This window comes from Frateuria sp. Soil773, from assembly GCF_001428405.1.
Lineage (GTDB): Bacteria > Pseudomonadota > Gammaproteobacteria > Xanthomonadales > Rhodanobacteraceae > LMSL01.
The window spans coordinates 239618-256306 of the sequence record NZ_LMSL01000040.1 but is presented as its reverse complement, the minus strand read 5'-3'; the positions used below and the strand labels follow the sequence as shown (position 1 = coordinate 256306).

Genomic DNA, 16689 nt, shown 5'->3' with positions numbered 1-16689 from the left:
CCAGCGCAGCCAGGCGAGGTTGTTCAAACGCTTTACCACGCAACTGCCCGGTTTCCGGGTGGTTCGTGTCCCCACAGTCCCCACAATGGAATCAGGAAAATCACCATGAGCAACAACGGCTCTCTTTCGAACAATCATTCCCGGCGCCATCTCGGCTCGATCCTGGGAAGCCTGGCGATCGCGGCTGCCGTCGGTGTCTTTGGCCTGGCGGGCTCCACCGCGGCCCACGCGCAAGCCACGGCGGGCAGCATCTTCGGCAAGGCGCCGGTGGGTGCGACCGTCTCGGCGCACAACACGACCGGTGCCCAGCGCCACGTCTCGGTGGATGCCAAGGGGCGCTACACCATCGGCGCGTTGCCGGTAGGCATCTACACGGTGGAACTGGAACTGGACGGCCACGTCGTCAGCCAGAAGAACGGCGTCCAGATCATCGTGGGGCGCGGCTTCAAGCTCGACTTCGATTGCGCCAATGACCAGTGCAAGGGTCCCAGCAACGGATAAGCGGCTACCGGCGTGGCAATGAGCCTTCAAGGCCATTGCCGCCCGCCGGGATGCATGGCGGGCAACCATCGAAAGCCCGGTGCCTTGGCGCACCGGGCTTTCGTCTATCCGGGAGCCGGCGCACGATCCGCGGAATCGGGCACCGGTACAGGCGTCAGAGCGCCTCGAAGATCCCGGCAGCGCCCATGCCGGTGCCGATGCACATCGTCACCATGCCGTACTTCTGCTTCCGGCGGCGCAGGCCGTGGAGCAAGGTGGCGACGCGGATCGCGCCGGTGGCGCCCAGCGGATGGCCCAGCGCGATGGCGCCGCCGAGCGGGTTGACCTTGGCCGGATCGAGCTTGAGGTCGCCGATCACGGCCAGCGCCTGGGCGGCGAAGGCTTCGTTGAGTTCGATCCAGTCGAGCCGGTCCTGGGCGATGCCGGTCTGCTTGAGTGCCTTGGGGATCGCTTCTTTCGGGCCGATGCCCATGATCTCCGGGCGCACGCCGGCGACGGAGAAGCCGACGAAGCGGGCCAGCGGCTGCAGGTTGTATTCCTTGATCGCCTTTTCGCTGGCGAGCAGCACGGCGCCGGCGCCGTCGGACATCTGCGAGGAGTTGCCGGCGGTGACGGTGCCGCCGAACTGGCCGTTGCGGAACACGGTCTTGAGCTTGGACAGCACTTCCAGCGTGGTGCCGGCGCGCGGGCCTTCGTCGGCGCGGATGGTGCGGCTGTCGGTGACGATCTTGCGGGTAGCCAGGTCGGGGTAGTGGTCGTCCAGCGCGAACGGGCTGATCTCGTCGTCGAACTCGCCGGCGGCCTGGGCAGCGAGGGCGCGGCGGTGGCTTTCCACCGAGAAGGCGTCCTGCGCCTCGCGGCTGATCTTCCATTCCTTGGCGACGTTCTCGGCGGTGATGCCCATGCCGTAGGCGATGCCGATGTTCTCGTCCTTGAAGATCGCCGGGTTCATGGCGATCTTGTGGCCCATCATCGGCACCATGCTCATGCTCTCGGTGCCGCCGGCGAGCATCAGGTCTTCCTCGCCCAGGCGGATGCGGTCGGCGGCCATCGCCACGGCCTGCAGGCCGGACGAGCAGAAGCGGTTGATGGTGACGCCGGGCACGGTGTCGGGCAGGCCGGCCAGCAGCACGCCGATGCGCGCCACGTTCATGCCCTGCTCGGCCTCGGGCATGGCGCAGCCGATGATGGCGTCGCCGATGCGGTGCGGATCGACGCCCGGCGCCTGCGCCATCACGGCGCGGATCACGTGGGCGAGCATGTCGTCCGGGCGGGTATTGCGGAACACGCCGCGCGGCGCCTTGCCGACCGGGGTACGGGTGGCGGCGACGATGTAGGCGTCTTGCACTTGCTTGGTCATTTTGGCTTTCTCCGAAAGCCGGGATTCGGGATTGGGGATTCGGGATTCGTCAGAGCAGTTCGACGCAATCCCGATCTCCTTGGCCTCTGGCCCGGCACTTCAAAAAACGAATATCTGGTGGAGTGATGGTCGGAATGATTCCGGAATTCGTGGGGCGCAGGATTCGTTGCTCTAACGAATCCCGAATCCCCAATCCCGAATCTCAGTTCCTGAGCGGCTTGCCTGTCGTCATCGTGTGGGCGATGCGGGCCTGGGTCTTCTCGGTCTTCGCCAGTTCCACGAAGTGCTTGCGCTCCAGCGCCAGCAGCCACTCCTCGTCCACCGTGGCGCCGCGCTCGATCGCGCCGCCGCACAGGGTGTCGGCGATGCGCGCGGCGATGTCCACGTCGTGCCCGGAGGCGAAGTAGCCGGCCTGCAGGTTGGCCAGCGAGGCCTTGAAGGTGGCGGTGCCGACGTCGCCGGCGACCGGGATCGCGCGGGCCGGCAGCGGCGGGCGGTAGCCGCTCTCGGCCAATGCGCCGGCCACCTGCTTGGCGACGTAGAGCAGCTCGTAGGCGTTGAACACCACCACATCGCTGTCGCGCAGCAGGCCCATGTTCTTCGCCTCGATCGCGCTGGGCGAGACCTTGGCCATCGCCACGGTCTCGAACACCTTCTTCAGTTCCTCGAACGGGTCGGCGGGATTGGCCTTGCCCGCGCGCACGGCCAGCTCGTGCAGGCCGCCGCCGGCCGGCAGCAGGCCCACGCCGGCCTCGACCAGGCCGATGTAGCTTTCCAGCGCCGCCACGGTGCGCGCCGAGTGCATCTGGAATTCGCAGCCGCCGCCCAGGGCCAAACCGCGCACGGCGGACACCACAGGCACCAGCGCATGCTTGATGCGCATGCTGGTGCGCTGGAAGTTGGCGACCATCGCCTCGAACTGGTCGAACTTGCCGTCCTTCAGCAGGCCCAGCGCGCCCTTCAGGTCGGCACCGGCGGAGAACGGCTCGGAGTCCTGCCAGATCACCACGGCCTTGAGCTTCTCCTCGGCGATGCCGATGGCGTGCTGGATGCCGTCGAGCACGTGGTCGTTGACCGTATGCATCTTGGTCTTGAAGGAAATGATGCCGATGGCGTCGTCGCCCAGCGTCCACAGGCGCACGCCGTCGTTCTCCCACACCGTGCTGCCCTGGTCGAAGGTCTCGCCCAGGATCGGATCGGGGAACAACTGGCGCCGGTAGACCGGATGCTGCGAGCGCGGCTTGTAGCTGCCGGAGGCGGCCGACCAGGAACCGTCCTTGCCGTGCACGCCCTTGCGGCCGTCGGTGACCCAGGCGGGCAAGGGCGCCTTGCTCATCGCCTTGCCGGCGGCGATGTCCTCGGCGATCCAGCCGGCGACCTGCTGCCAGCCCGCGGCCTGCCAGGTCTCGAACGGGCCGAGCTTCCAGCCGTAGCCCCAGCGGATCGCGAAATCCACGTCGCGCGCGGTGTCGGCGATGTCGGCCAGGTGATAGGCGGCGTAATGGAACAGGTCGCGGAAGGTCGCCCACAGGAACTGCGCCTGCGGGTCGGCGCTGGCACGCAGCTTGCCGAACTTCTCGGCCGGGTCCCTGATGGCGAGGATCTGCGCGGCCTCGTCGGACGGCTTCTGCTCGGAGGGGCGGTAGTCCTGCTTCGCCACGTCCAGCACCACGATGTCCTTGCCGGCCTTGCGGTAGAAGCCGGCGCCGGTCTTCTGGCCCAGCGCGCCCTTCTCGATCAGGCCGGACAGCCACGCCGGCGCCTTGAAGTAGGCGTGCCACGGGTCGTCGGGCAGGGTGTCGGCCATGGTCTTGATGACGTGGGCCATGGTGTCCAGGCCGACCACGTCGGCGGTGCGGTAGGTGGCGCTCTTGGGGCGGCCCACGGCCGGGCCGGTCAGCGCGTCGACGGTGTCGAAGCCGAGCTTGAACTGCTCGGTGTGGTGCATGGTGGCCAGCATCGAGAACACGCCGATGCGGTTGCCGATGAAGTTGGGGGTGTCCCGCGCAGTCACGACGCCTTTTCCGAGTGTCGTGGTGAGGAAGGCTTCCAGGCCGTCCAGCACGCCCTTGTCGGTGAGCCGGGTCGGGATCAGCTCGACCAGGTGCATGTAGCGCGGCGGGTTGAAGAAATGCACGCCGGAGAAGCGGTGGCGCATTTCCTCCGGCAGCGCCTCGGCCAGGCCGTTGATCGAGAGGCCCGAGGTGTTGGAGGCGATGATCGCGGTCTTCGACAGGTGCGGCGCGATCTTCCGGTAGAGGTCGAGCTTCCAGTCCATCCGCTCGGCGATCGCCTCGATCACCAGGTCGACGTCCTTGAGATGGTCGAGGTCGTCGTCGTAGTTGGCCGGAATGATCGCGCTGGCGAGATTCCTGTCGGCCAGCGGGGCAGGCGACAGCTTGGCCAGGTTGGCGATGGCCTTGAGCGCGATGCCGCTCTTGGGGCCTTCCTTGGCGGGCAGGTCGAACAGCACGGTCTCGACGCCGGCATTGGTCAGGTGCGCGGCGATCTGCGCGCCCATGACGCCGGCGCCCAGCACGGCGGCCTTGCGGATGCTGAGGGCTGACTTCGGTGACGGTGCAGCGGTCATTGGCTTCTCCGGTGGATCGAACTCGAAAACGCGGGACAGGGAAGGACGGCCGTCGCCGGCCGGCGATGCGGAATCAGGGGTGGCTCAGGCCGGCGGCGGAAAAGCGGATCAGGTGCGCGGCGGTCTGCTCGCGGTGGATGCGCTCGGGCACGTCGCTCTTGCGCTGGATCATGCCGAAGCCGGACATGGCGTGGGTCAGGGCGCCTGTGACCAGGTCGATGCGCCAGTACAGCTCCTCCTTGCTGAGCTGCGGCAGCAGGCGCGCGAACTCGGCGGTGAACTGGCGCATCACGTGGCCGTAGTTCTCGGACAGGAACTGGCGCAGGTTGTCGTCGTGCTCGGCGAAGGCGCGCGCCAGCACGCGCATGAACAGCGAGCCGCTGCCGTCGCTGGACAGCTCCAGCGCCGGCCGGATGAAGGCGGCCAGCACGTCTTCCAGGGTGGTGTCGGGCCGGCCGGCCACCTTGGCCAGCGCGGCGAGGCGCTGCGCGTTGAGGGCGTCGAGCCGGCGGCGGAACACTTCCTCGACCAGCCGGTCCTTGGAGCCGAAGTGGTAGTTGACCGCGGCCAGGTTGACGCCGGCGGCGGCGGTGAGCTGGCGCAGCGAGCCGCCGTCGAAGCCGCGCTGGGCGAACAGCACCTCGGCAGCGGTGAGGATGCGTTCCTTGGTGGAGACGGAACTGTTCAAGGCGGGCGACCCCGGAGGCTGGAATCAAACGATCGTTTGAGCATACGCGCGACGCTTCCGGGGCGTCAAACGATCGTTTCCAACAAACGGCGGGTGGCTTGCGAATCAGTTAGAATCTGTCAAACTTTCGTGCGCTAAATCCGCATTCCGTGTCGGATTTGGCCCTACATTGCGTCGGCACGAGGCCGGCCCGCCCACTCAGATACCCGTTTTTCCGGAGCAGACCCATGGCGCTGGAGCGCACCCTTTCCATTATCAAGCCCGACGCCGTTGCCAAGAACGTGATCGGCGAAATCTATGCCCGCTTCGAAAAGGCGGGCCTGAAGATCGTTGCAGCGAAGATGAAGCAGTTGTCCCGCAAGGAGGCCGAGGGCTTCTACGCGGTGCACCGCGAGCGTCCGTTCTTCAATGCGCTGGTCGAGTTCATGATCTCCGGCCCGGTGATGATCACCGTGCTGCAGGGCGAGAACGCCGTGCTGGCCCACCGCGACCTGATGGGCGCCACCAACCCGAAGGAAGCCGCGCCGGGCACGATCCGCGCCGACTTCGCCGAGTCGATCGACGCCAACGCGGTGCACGGCTCCGACGCCGCCGAGACCGCCAAGGTGGAGATCGCCTACTTCTTCGCCGAGACGGACGTGCTCCCGCGGTAATCCACCCGATGCGCCCGACGGCGCGAGGAACAGGAAGCGGCCGCCGCGCGGCCGCATTCTCCAGAACATGAACCAGGTAGTCGCCATTCCATCCGATCCGACCGGCGCCGCCGGCAAGGTCAACCTGCTCGATTTCGATCGCCAGGGCCTGCGCGATTTCTTCACGCAGATCGGCGAGAAGCCGTACCGCGCCGAGCAGGTGATGAAGTGGATCTACCATCACCTGGAAGACGATTTCGGCAAGATGACCGACGTGGGCAAGGCGCTGCGCGCCAAGCTCGAGGCCACCTGCTACGTCGGCCCGCCGAAGACCCTCTTCGAGAAGGCGGCCCAGGACGGCACCCACAAGTGGCTGCTCGGCATGGACGGCGGCAGCGCCGTCGAGGCGGTCTACATCCCCGAGCCCACGCGCGGCACCCTGTGCGTGTCCTCGCAGATCGGCTGCGGCCTCAACTGCCAGTTCTGCTCCACCGCCACGCAGGGCTTCAACCGCAACCTGTCCACCGCCGAGGTGATCGGCCAGATGTGGGTGGCGGCGAAGTACCTGGGCAACGTCACCCACCAGAACCGCCGCATCACCAACGTGGTGATGATGGGCATGGGCGAGCCGCTGCTGAACTTCGACAACGTGGTCAAGGCGATGAGCCTGATGCGCGACGACCTGGGCTTCGGCCTGGCCTCCAAGCGCGTCACGCTGTCCACCGCCGGCCTGGTGCCGATGATCGACAAGCTGTCCGAGTCGATCGACGTGTCGCTGGCGGTGTCGCTGCACGCGGCCAACGACGAGCTGCGCACCGAGCTGGTGCCGCTCAACAAGCGCTACCCGATCGCCGAGCTGATGGCAGCCTGCCAGCGCTGGCTCGCCCGCCGGGCGCGCACCTCGATCACCTTCGAATACACCCTGATGAAGGGCGTGAACGACCAGCCCGAGCACGCGCGCCAGTTGATCAAGCTGATGCGCAGGATGCCGACCTGCAAGGTCAACCTGATCCCGTTCAATCCCTTCCCGGGCACCCGCTTCGAACGCTCCGGCGCCGATGACATCCGCGCGTTCCAGACCCAGTTGCTCAATGCCGGCGTTTTGACCATGCTTCGCCGCACGCGCGGCGACGACATCGACGCCGCATGCGGCCAATTGAAGGGGCAGGTGCTGGATCGCACGCGCCGTCAGGCCGAGTTCCGCAAGCGTCTGGAAGGGGGAGTCGCTCATGCGTCTTGATCGAATCGCGCTGGCCGGCCTGATGCTGGCGCTCGCCGGCTGCGTCACCACCAGTTCGGGCGGCGACTCGCTGAGCGAGAAGATCCCGAAGGCCAACAAGAGCGACGAGGCGAAGGACGCCGCGCGCATCCATACCGAGCTGGGCCAGCAGTACATGGCCAACGGCGACCTGCAGACGGCGCTGGAAAAGCTGACCAAGGCGCTGCAGTTCGACCCGAACTACGCGCCGGCGCACACGGTGATCGCCGTGCTGTACGAGCGCATCGGCAAGCTGCCGGAAGCGGAGGAGCACTACCGCAGGGCGGTGGCGCTGGAGCCGGCCAAGGGCGGCCCGAACAACAACCTCGGCGCGTTCCTGTGCAAGATCGGCAAGTCCGCCGAGGCGCAGTCCTATTTCGCGAAGGCGGTCGCCGACCCGTTCTACCAGACGCCCGCCGTGGCCCTGACCAACGCCGGCGTCTGCCAGTTGGGCGCCGGCGACCGCGCCGGCGCCGAGGCTAGCCTGCGCGAGGCGCTGGCGCGCGATCCGCAGAACGGCGAGGCGCTGCTGCAGCTTGCCAACCTGCTTTATCTGAATAACGATGCGTTCCGGGCGCGCGCTTTCCTGCAGCGGTTCGACGCCCTGGGCCAGCCCAGCGCGGCATCGCTCAAGCTCGGCCACGACATCGAATACCGACTGGGCAACAAGGATTCGGCCCTCAATTACGGCAGGCGACTGCAAAGCCAGTTCCCGGATTCGGAACAGGCGCACGCCCTCGACGCAACTGTTAGCCCATGACATCCCAGCAGTCCAATCCGGTCGGCGACGACTCGCGCGAGATTGATCTGTTCGACACCGCCGCGGTGAATACGGATGATCAATCGCCCCAGATCCTGCCGGCAAGCTTCGGCACCCGCCTGCGCGCCGCCCGCGACGCGCGCGGGCTGGATCTCGAATCGTGCGCGCATGCGCTGAAGCTGCCGCTGCGCATCCTGCGCCAGTTGGAAAACGATGCCCACGAGAGCCTCGACTACGGGGTCTACCTGGGCAGCTACATCACCAAGTACGCGCGCCACCTCGGGCTCGACGAGGACATCATCCAGGCCGAACTGGGGCGCATCAAGCGCGACGCGCCGACCCTGGTGGCCACCGGCGGCATCTCGCACTCGCGCTACCTGCTGGAGCGGTATGCCACCGCGGCCACCTACGTGGTGCTGACCGCGGTGATCGTGGTGCCGATGGTCTGGCTCGGCGTGCGCGGCACGCTGGACCGCGACATGAGCCATCTTTCCCCGCTCGACGCCGCCCCGGTGGCGCAGCAGGACGTGCCTGCGCACAGCGCCAGCGCCGCCGGCACCCAGGTCGCCCGCGTGCAGATGCCGCCGCCGCAGGTGGCCGCTCCGGACGACGATCAGCCGCTGCTCGCCTCGATGGTGCCCAACCTGAGCAGCGACAACCTGCAGCCGGCCAGGCCGGTGGCGCCGCCGGCCGATACCGGCAGCGGCAAGCACAGCCTCAGCCTCGACCTGACCCATGCGAGCTGGGTCGAGGTCACCGCCACCGACGGTTCGCGCCTGGAGTACGGCCTGCTGCCGGCCGGCAGCAGCAAGGTCTACCACAGCGACCAGCCGCTGGAGGTGCGCATCGGCAACGCCAGCGGCGCGCAGGTCAGCGTGGACGGCCAGCCGGTGGCGCTGGACGGCTACCGCCGCGCCAACGTCGCGCATTTCCGCGTCGCCATCCAGGACGGCAAGGCCGCGCCCGCCGGTACCTGATGCCGCGCCGCCCGTCGCCGGGCGGCGCATTTCGGTTATGCTTGCCCATTGTCCGCGGCCCGCCCGTGGACAGGAGCTGTTTTCCCTTTCTTTTCCGCGCCGGGCCGGCGGTTCGCACGACACGCTGCATGGCCCGCCAATGGTGACTGCATGGCATTTGACGCATACGACGATTACGAACAGGGCGAACTCGTACAGAAGTGGTTGCGCCAGAACGGACTCTCCATCGTCGTTGGCATCGCCATTGGCCTGGTGGCCATCTTCGGCTGGCAGCAGTGGCGCAGCCACCAGGCGGCCAACCAGGCCGCGGCCGCCGACCTCTACCAGCAGTTGCAGACCGCGCTGGCCAGCGGCAAGCAGACCCAGGCCGACCAGTTGATCGACCAGTTGCAGAAGGACTACGGCAAGTCGTCGTACGCCGTGTTCGCCGTCAGCGAGCAGGCGCAGCGCGACGTGCAGTCCAAGCAACTGGACAAGGCGCTGGCCTCGCTCGCCTGGGCCGAGGGCCACGCGCAGAACCCGGCCCTCAAGAGCCTGACCCAGTTGCGCATCGCACAGGTGCAGCTCGCCGCCGGCAAGACGAACGACGCGCTCGCCACGCTGGACCGCATGCAGGCGAAAGGCTACGAGGCGCTGGCGCAGGAACTACGCGGCGATGCGCTGGTCAAGCTAGGTCGCACGGACGATGCCCGCAAGGCCTACCAGGCGGCGATGGCGGTCCTTGGCGACGATGCGCCGCAACGCGGTGCCTTGCAGGTGAAACTCGACGATCTGGCCGTGGCCGGGAAGCAGGGCGCATGAATTTCGATGCAAAAAAGAAGCGTGGTTGGATGAAGCACGTGCGGCTGGCCGCACTGGCGTCGCTGGTCGTCATGGCCGGCTGCCATTCGTTCAAGAAGGAAAACGTCCAGCCGCCGACGCCGCTGGCCAAGGATTTCAAGCCGACCGTGCAGGTCACCCGCGTGTGGCGCAGCAGCGTGGGCAAGGGCGCCGGCGACAGCGGCGTGCGCCTGCGCCCGGCCGTGCAGGACAACGTGCTCTATGCCGCCAGCCCCAGCGGCGAGATCGCCGCGCTCGACGCGGCCACGGGCAAGACGCTGTGGTCGAAGAGCTCGCGCACCCAGGGCTGGTTCGGCTGGGGCGACAAGAAGCGCAAGGACGTCTTCTACTCCGGCGGCCCCGCGGTCGCCGGCGACCTGGTCGTCGTCGGCACGCTCGACGGCCACGTCTACGGCCTCAACGCGAAGGACGGCAGCCCGCGCTGGGAAGCCACGCTGAATTCGGAAGTGCTTTCCTCGCCGGTGATCTCCGGCGGCCTGGCGATCGTGCGCACCGGCGACGGCCGCCTGTACGGGCTGGACGCCGGCACCGGCGAGCGCCGCTGGGCCTACGACCAGACCAGCGTGCCGCTGCTCAGCCTGCGCGGCAACGGCCCGCTGCTGGTCGCCAACGGCGTGGTGTTCTTCGGCAGCGACGGCGGCAAGCTGGTCGCGCTGCGCATGGACACCGGCGAAAAGCTGTGGGAGCAGAGCCTGGCCAGCGGCGAAGGCCGCACCGAGATCGAGCAACTGGACGACGCCGACGGCGCGATCCTGCTCGACGGCTCCACCCTGTACGGCGCGGCCTACCACGGCAACCTGGTCGCGGTGGACGGCCCCAGCGGCCGCCCGCTGTGGACGCATCCGTTCTCCACCTTCACCTCGATGGCGATCGGCGGCAACGCGATCTACGGCGTGAACGACGACTCGCAGGTGTGGGCGTTCGACAAGAACGGCGGCGCCGACATGTGGAAGAACGACGCGCTGAAGTACCGCTGGCTGACCGGCCCCGCCGTGCAGGGCAACTACATCGTGGCCGGCGACATGGAAGGCTACGTGCACTGGCTGCAGTCCGGCAACGGCGCGCTGGCCGCCCGCGAGCGCCTGTCGAAGAAGGCGATCCGCGCCCAGCCGCTGGTGGTGGGCGATACCGTGTACGTGGAAGACGTCGAGGGCCGCATCGGCGCCTACCGTCTGTCCGCGCACTGACCGCCCAAGGAACCATGCGCTCCCATGCTGCCCGTCGTCGCCCTGGTCGGTCGCCCCAATGTCGGTAAATCGACCCTTTTCAATGCCCTGACGCGCAGCCGCGACGCCCTGGTGGCCGACATGCCCGGGGTGACCCGCGATCGCCACTACGGCGTCTGCCGCACCGGCGAGCGTCCCTTCGTGGTGGTCGATACCGGCGGCCTGTCCGGCGTCGAGGAAGCGATGGACGTGCTGACCGCCCAGCAGGTGCGCCTGGCCATCGAGGAGGCGCAGCTGCTGGTGTTCGTGGTGGACGCGCGCGACGGCCTGCTGCCGCAGGACCACGTGATCCTCGGCGAGCTGCGCCGCAGCGGCAAGCCGATCATCGCCGCGGTCAACAAGACCGACGGCCTGGACGAGCAGGACGCGCTGGCGGAATTCGCCTCGTTCGGCATCGGCGCCACGCTGCCGCTCTCGGCCGCGCACAACCGCGGCACCGAGGAACTGATCGCCACGGTGCTGCCGCTGCTGCCTGCCGACGAGGCCGAAACGGCCGACGAGGACGAGGACGACAGCATCCGCGTCGCCATCGTCGGCCGCCCCAACGCCGGCAAGTCCACCCTGATCAATCGCCTGCTCGGCGAAGAGCGGCTGATCGTCTCCAACGTCGCCGGCACCACCCGCGACCCGATCCGCGTGCCGCTGGAGCGCGACGGCCGGCGCTACACCCTGATCGACACCGCAGGCGTGCGGCGCAAGGCGCGCGTCGAGGAGGCGGTGGAGAAGTTCAGCGTGATCAAGACGCTGCAGTCGATGGCCGCCGCCCAGGTGGTGGTGGTGATGATCGACGCGCGCGAGAACCTCGCCGACCAGGACCTCACCCTGATCGGCCACGCGGTGGACGAGGGCAGGGCGCTGGTGATCGCCGTCAACAAGTGGGACGGCATGGACGCGTACCAGCGCGAGCAGTGCCAGCGCGCGCTGGAGCGCCGGCTGGTGTTCGTGGACTGGGCCAAGCAGGTGTTCATCTCGGCCCTGCACGGTTCGGGGCTGCGCGAGCTGATGCGCGCCGTGGTCCGCGCGCATGCCGCGGCGACCAAGGAGCTGGGTTCGTCCGAGCTGACCAAGACGCTGGAAAAAGCCTACGAAAGCTACCAGCCGCCGCTGGTGCGCGGGCACGCGCCGAAGCTGCGCTTCGCGCACCCGGGCGGCAGCAATCCGCCGACCATCGTGATCCACGGCAGCCGCACCAAGCACATCGCACCGGCCTACCAGCGCTACCTGGAGAACTTCTTCCGCAAGCGTTTCCGGCTGGAAGGCACGCCGATCCGGATCAGCTTCCGCGACGGCGACAACCCGTTCGCCGGCAAGAAGAACGTGCTCACCGAAGGCCAGATCCGCAAGCGCCAGCGGATGATCCGCGAGATGAAGAAGCGCAAGCGCTGAGCCGTTCCCGGGGCGGGCCGGCGCCTCGCATGCCCGCGCTGCCGGGTCTCCACGGGCCGCAAGGCTCCTACCGGCCGCCGCGTTTGACTAGACTGGCCGCATGGACGAATCACCGAACCGCGATGCCTTGCTGGACGCGCTGCGCGCGCGCGTCGCCGAGGTCACGCCGGCACAGGCCCTGGCCCGCCAGGCGCAGGGCGCGCTGCTGATCGACGTGCGCGAGGATGCCGAGCGCGCGGCCGGTTCGCCGGCGGGCGCGCTGGGGCTGTCGCGCGGATTCCTGGAACTGCGCATCGAGCAGGCCGAGCCGGACCGCGAACGCGAAATGCTGGCGCTGTGCGGCAGCGGCCAGCGCTCGCTGCTGGCGGCCGAGTCGCTGCAGCGGCTCGGCTACCGCCGGGTGGCTTCGGTCGCCGGCGGCTTCAACCGCTGGAAAGCCGAGGGCCTGCCCGTCGCGGCCGGCGGCCCCGACGCCGATGCGGCCGAGCGTTACGCGCGACAACTGCGGCTGCCGCAGGTCGGCGAGGCCGGGCAGGCCCGGCTGGCCGCGGCGAAGGTGGTGCTGCTCGGTGCCGGCGGGCTGGGCGCGCCCGCGGCGCTGTACCTGGCGGCGGCCGGCATCGGGCAACTGACCCTGATCGACGACGACCGCGTCGAACGTTCCAATCTGCATCGCCAGGTGATCCATGCTGACGCGCGGGTCGGCATGGCCAAGACCGAATCCGCCCGCATCGCCCTGCAGGCGCTCAACCCCCGGGTGAGGATCGAGGTCCGCACCGAACGGCTCCGGGCGGACAACGTGGAGTGCCTGCTGGCCGGCCACGACGTGCTGGTCGACGGCGCCGACAATTTCCCCGCGCGCTACCTGCTGGCCGCCGCGTCGCAGCGCCTGCGGCTGCCGATGGTGTACGGCGCCGTGGAGCGTTTCCGCGGCCAGGTCAGCGTGTTCGACCCGCGCCGCGCCGACTCCCCGTGCTACCGCTGCCTGTTCCCCGAGCCGCCGGCCGCGGCCGATGCGCCGAACTGCAGCGAGGCGGGCGTGCTGGGCGTGCTGCCGGGCACGGTCGGCCTGCTGCAGGCCACCGAGGCATTGAAGCTGGTGCTCGGCCTGGGCGAGCCGCTGGTCGGCCGGCTGCTGGATTTCGATGCGCTGGCGATGCGTTTCCGCGAAAGCCGGCTGCCGCGCGATCCGGCATGCCCGGGCTGCGGGGCCGGCGCGGTCTTTTCCGGCTACGAGGACATGCTGCGGCTCTGTGCCGCCGGCTGAGCCAGGTCCGAGGGGATCAAGCCGTAGACGGCGGCATCCATGGGCCGTTGCCAGGCCCATATGCGCTGGCGCGCGACGGCCTCGAAGCGGGCGCCGAGTTTTTCCGCCGTGCGCAGGCTGGCGCGGTTGTCCGGCAACACCACGACCTCGATCCGGATCAGGTCCAGCCGCGCGAAGCCGAAGCGCGCCACCTGGGCGGCCGCGCGCGCCGCGATGCCTTCGCCCTGGCGCGACTGGCGCACCCAGTAGCCCAGGTTGCCGCTGCGGTGCGGCCGGTTGCGCTGGTTGATCCCGGCGCCGCCCAGCAACGTGCCCGAGGCCTGCTCGAGAACCGCGAAGGCGTAATGCTCGCCGGCCGTCCATCCTCGGCGGCAGAACGCGACCCAGTCGTGCGCCGCGGCCAGGTCGTAGCCGGCATGGCACCACGGCAGCCAGCGACCCACGGTCGCCAGCGATTCCTGCACGGCGGCGAGCAGGGCGGGGGCGTCCTCCGTCCGCCAGGGGCGAAGCAGCAGTCCGTCGCCATCCGGCTCCAGGGCATGCGGGATCGGTTCGGGCGTATCCATCGGGATCGTTTGATAAGCGTGCGGCCGAGCCGGGATAATACGCACCTTCGCAGCAGGAACCATCATGGGCGCACGCATTCTCGACGGCAAACGCATCGCGCAGGAACTGCTGGACCGGATCGCCCGCCGGGTCGGCGAACGCAAGGCGCAGGGCCTGGTCGAGCCGGGGCTGGCGGTGGTGCTGGTAGGGCAGGATCCCGGCTCCGTCGTCTATGTGCGCAAGAAGCGCGAAGCCTGCCACCAGGTCGGTTTCCGCTCCTTCGACTTCGACCTGCCGGCCAGCACCACCCAGGACGAACTGTTCGCGCTGATCGACCGGCTCAACGCCGACCCGGCCGTGCACGGCATCCTGGTGCAGTCGCCGCTGCCGGAGCACATCGACGAGGACGCGCTGGTGGACCGCATCGACGCCGGCAAGGACGTCGACGGCTTCCAGGCGGTGAACGTGGGCCGCCTGGCCCTGCGCCGCTTCGGGCTTCGCCCGTGCACGCCCAAGGGCGTGATGACCCTGCTCGGCCATACCGACCGCCCGGTGCGCGGCCAGCACGCGGTGGTGGTGGGCGTGTCCAACCACGTCGGCCGGCCGCTGGCGCTGGAGCTGCTGATCGCCGGTTGCACCACCACCTGCTGCCACCGCTTCACCCGCGACCTGGAAGACTTCGTGCGGCAGGCCGACATCGTGATCGTGGCGGTCGGCAAGCCGGGGCTGGTCAAGGGCGAATGGATCAAGCCGGGCGCGGTGGTGATCGACGTGGGCATCAACCGCCTGGACGACGGCAGGCTGGTCGGCGACGTCGAGTTCAAGCCCGCGGCGCAGCGCGCCAGTTGGATCACGCCGGTGCCCGGCGGCGTCGGCCCGATGACGGTGGCGACCCTGCTGGAGAACACGCTGGAAGCCGCCGAGGCATACGGCCCGCAGCCCGGCGGCCGCTGAGGCGGCGGGACATTCCGCCGCAGATATGGCGAGCCCCGCGGCGAGGCGCGTATAATTCCCTCTTTGCAGCGGGACTTTTCGCATGCGCATCCTCGCCGAGGCCCTGACCTACGACGACGTCTACCTGGTTCCGGGCCACTCCGTCGTCCTTCCGCGCGACGTGGACACCTCCAGCCGGCTCACCCGCAACCTGCGGCTCAACATTCCCATCGTTTCCGCCGCGATGGACACGGTCACCGAGGCGCGCCTCGCCATCACCATGGCGCAATGCGGCGGCATCGGCATCATCCACAAGAACATGACGGCCGAGCAGCAGGCGGCCGAAGTGCGGCTGGTGAAGAAGTTCGAGGCCGGCGTGATCCGCAGCCCGATCACCGTGGGGCCGGGCACCTCGATCCGCGAAGTGCTGCGGCTCACCCACGCGCACAACATCTCCGGCGTGCCGGTGGTCGACGGCGAGCAACTGGTCGGCATCGTCACCAGCCGCGACCTGCGCTTCGAGCGCAAGCACGACGACCCGGTGCGCAACATCATGACCCGCCAGGACAAGCTGGTGACGGTCAAGGAAGGCGCCAGCCAGGACGAGGTGCTGCAACTGCTGCACAGGCACCGCATCGAGAAGGTGCTGGTGGTCAACGACGCGTTCCAGTTGCGCGGCCTGATCACCGTGAAGGACATCCAGAAGGCGCGCGACAACCCCAATTCGGCCAAGGACAGCAACGAGGCGCTGCTGGTCGGCGCCGCGGTGGGCGTCGGCGGCGATACCGAGCAGCGCGTCGCCGCGCTGGTCGACGCCGGCGTGGACGTGTTGGTGGTCGACACCGCGCACGGCCACTCGCAGGGCGTGATCGAGCGCGCCGCGTGGGTCAAGAAGCACTACCCGCAGGTGCAGGTGATCGCCGGCAACATCGTCACCGGCGAAGCGGCCCGCGCGCTGCTCGACGCCGGCGTGGACGCGGTGAAGGTGGGCGTCGGCCCCGGCTCGATCTGCACCACCCGCGTGGTCGCCGGCGTCGGCGTGCCGCAGATCACCGCGATCGACATGGTCGCCACCGCGCTGAAGGACGAGATCCCGCTGATCGCCGACGGCGGCATCCGCTATTCCGGCGACATCCCCAAGGCGCTGGCCGCCGGCGCATCCACCGTGATGCTCGGCTCGATGTTCGCCGGCACCGAGGAATCACCGGGCGAGGTGGAGCTGTTCCAGGGACGCTCGTACAAGAGCTACCGCGGCATGGGCTCGATCGGCGCGATGGCGCTCGGTTCCAAGGACCGCTACTTCCAGGACGAGGCCGACGCCGACAAGCTGGTGCCCGAGGGCATCGAGGGCCGCGTGCCGTACCGCGGCCCGCTGCGCAACATCATCCACCAGTTGATCGGCGGCCTGCGCGCCTCGATGGGCTACCTCGGCGCGGCCACCATCGAGGACGTGCGCAGCAAGGCGCAGTTCGTGAAGGTGACCTCGGCCGGCGTCACCGAGGCGCACCCGCACGACATCCAGATCACCAAGGAAGCGCCGAACTACCGGCTCAACTCGTGAGGCAGGGCGGGGAAGGCGAGACGACCATGATTGCCGCCTTCCCCGTACCGATGGCATCCGCGATCGATCTTCCGGAGCGGCCCGCGCCGACGCGTCGTTTGCCCGCCCGTCATTCCAGCGAAAGCTGGAATCCGGCGCCTTCCTGCGCTGCCCGGCAAAGGCGC

General features: G+C 68.8%; 15 protein-coding genes. 11 read left to right on the top strand and 4 right to left on the bottom strand.

What is annotated here, in order from left to right; translation table 11 throughout:
* Positions 1 to 105 precede the first annotated feature (105 nt).
* On the top strand, positions 106 to 501 hold the full coding sequence (locus tag ASG87_RS15290) for a carboxypeptidase-like regulatory domain-containing protein (protein WP_082583023.1): 396 nt from the start codon (positions 106 to 108) through the stop codon (positions 499 to 501).
* A 154-nt stretch (positions 502 to 655) separates the two neighbouring features.
* On the opposite strand, the gene ASG87_RS15285 is transcribed toward ASG87_RS15290, so the two are convergent.
* The 3 genes from ASG87_RS15285 to ASG87_RS15275 form a co-directional block, all read right to left on the bottom strand.
* On the bottom strand, positions 656 to 1861 hold the full coding sequence (locus ASG87_RS15285; protein WP_056007041.1) for an acetyl-CoA C-acyltransferase: 1206 nt from the start codon (positions 1859 to 1861) through the stop codon (positions 656 to 658).
* A 202-nt stretch (positions 1862 to 2063) separates the two neighbouring features.
* The gene (locus ASG87_RS15280; protein WP_056007038.1) at positions 2064 to 4451 is read right to left on the bottom strand and encodes a 3-hydroxyacyl-CoA dehydrogenase/enoyl-CoA hydratase family protein; all 2388 of its coding nucleotides are present in this window, start codon (positions 4449 to 4451) and stop codon (positions 2064 to 2066) included.
* Positions 4452 to 4524: 73 nt separating this feature from the next.
* The gene (locus ASG87_RS15275) at positions 4525 to 5139 is read right to left on the bottom strand and encodes a TetR/AcrR family transcriptional regulator (RefSeq protein ID WP_056007035.1); all 615 of its coding nucleotides are present in this window, start codon (positions 5137 to 5139) and stop codon (positions 4525 to 4527) included.
* Positions 5140 to 5366: 227 nt separating this feature from the next.
* Here ASG87_RS15275 and ndk point away from each other — a divergent pair, with 227 nt between their 5' ends.
* The 8 genes from ndk to moeB all read left to right on the top strand — a co-directional run bounded on the left by ndk (position 5367) and on the right by moeB (position 13485).
* Entirely contained in the window at positions 5367 to 5792 is a 426-nt protein-coding gene (gene ndk / locus ASG87_RS15270; RefSeq protein ID WP_056007032.1) for a nucleoside-diphosphate kinase, read from the top strand.
* A gap of 67 nt (positions 5793 to 5859) precedes the next feature.
* Positions 5860 to 7011, top strand: coding sequence for a 23S rRNA (adenine(2503)-C(2))-methyltransferase RlmN (rlmN, locus tag ASG87_RS15265; RefSeq protein ID WP_056007029.1), 1152 nt, complete (start codon positions 5860 to 5862; stop codon positions 7009 to 7011).
* Positions 7001 to 7789 (top strand): type IV pilus biogenesis/stability protein PilW, encoded by a 789-nt coding sequence (pilW, locus tag ASG87_RS15260; protein ID WP_056007026.1) that lies wholly within the window; start codon positions 7001 to 7003, stop codon positions 7787 to 7789. The genes rlmN and pilW overlap by 11 nt, the downstream gene beginning before the upstream one ends.
* Positions 7786 to 8766 carry a helix-turn-helix domain-containing protein gene (locus tag ASG87_RS15255; protein WP_082583022.1) on the top strand — a complete coding sequence of 327 codons (981 nt, stop codon included), beginning with the start codon at positions 7786 to 7788 and terminating at the stop codon, positions 8764 to 8766. Before pilW ends, ASG87_RS15255 begins: the two co-directional genes overlap by 4 nt.
* A gap of 150 nt (positions 8767 to 8916) precedes the next feature.
* A complete protein-coding gene (locus ASG87_RS15250; RefSeq protein ID WP_056007023.1) occupies positions 8917 to 9567 on the top strand; it encodes a tetratricopeptide repeat protein in 651 nt (216 codons plus the stop codon).
* The gene (gene bamB, locus ASG87_RS15245; RefSeq protein WP_235499665.1) at positions 9564 to 10793 is read left to right on the top strand and encodes an outer membrane protein assembly factor BamB; all 1230 of its coding nucleotides are present in this window, start codon (positions 9564 to 9566) and stop codon (positions 10791 to 10793) included. The genes ASG87_RS15250 and bamB overlap by 4 nt, the downstream gene beginning before the upstream one ends.
* A gap of 24 nt (positions 10794 to 10817) precedes the next feature.
* On the top strand, positions 10818 to 12218 hold the full coding sequence (gene der / locus ASG87_RS15240) for a ribosome biogenesis GTPase Der (RefSeq protein ID WP_056007017.1): 1401 nt from the start codon (positions 10818 to 10820) through the stop codon (positions 12216 to 12218).
* A gap of 100 nt (positions 12219 to 12318) precedes the next feature.
* Positions 12319 to 13485, top strand: coding sequence for a molybdopterin-synthase adenylyltransferase MoeB (moeB, locus tag ASG87_RS15235; protein WP_056007014.1), 1167 nt, complete (start codon positions 12319 to 12321; stop codon positions 13483 to 13485).
* Here the strand turns inward: moeB and ASG87_RS15230 are convergent.
* Positions 13449 to 14051 carry a GNAT family protein gene (locus tag ASG87_RS15230; RefSeq protein WP_056007011.1) on the bottom strand — a complete coding sequence of 201 codons (603 nt, stop codon included), beginning with the start codon at positions 14049 to 14051 and terminating at the stop codon, positions 13449 to 13451. The two genes, moeB and ASG87_RS15230, sit on opposite strands and share 37 nt — an antisense overlap.
* Positions 14052 to 14115: 64 nt before the next feature.
* Here ASG87_RS15230 and folD point away from each other — a divergent pair, with 64 nt between their 5' ends.
* Positions 14116 to 14985, top strand: a complete 870-nt coding sequence (folD, locus tag ASG87_RS15225; RefSeq protein ID WP_056007008.1) for a bifunctional methylenetetrahydrofolate dehydrogenase/methenyltetrahydrofolate cyclohydrolase FolD — start codon at positions 14116 to 14118, stop codon at positions 14983 to 14985.
* A gap of 82 nt (positions 14986 to 15067) precedes the next feature.
* On the top strand, positions 15068 to 16525 hold the full coding sequence (guaB, locus tag ASG87_RS15220) for an IMP dehydrogenase (RefSeq protein WP_056007005.1): 1458 nt from the start codon (positions 15068 to 15070) through the stop codon (positions 16523 to 16525).
* Positions 16526 to 16689: the final 164 nt, after the last annotated feature.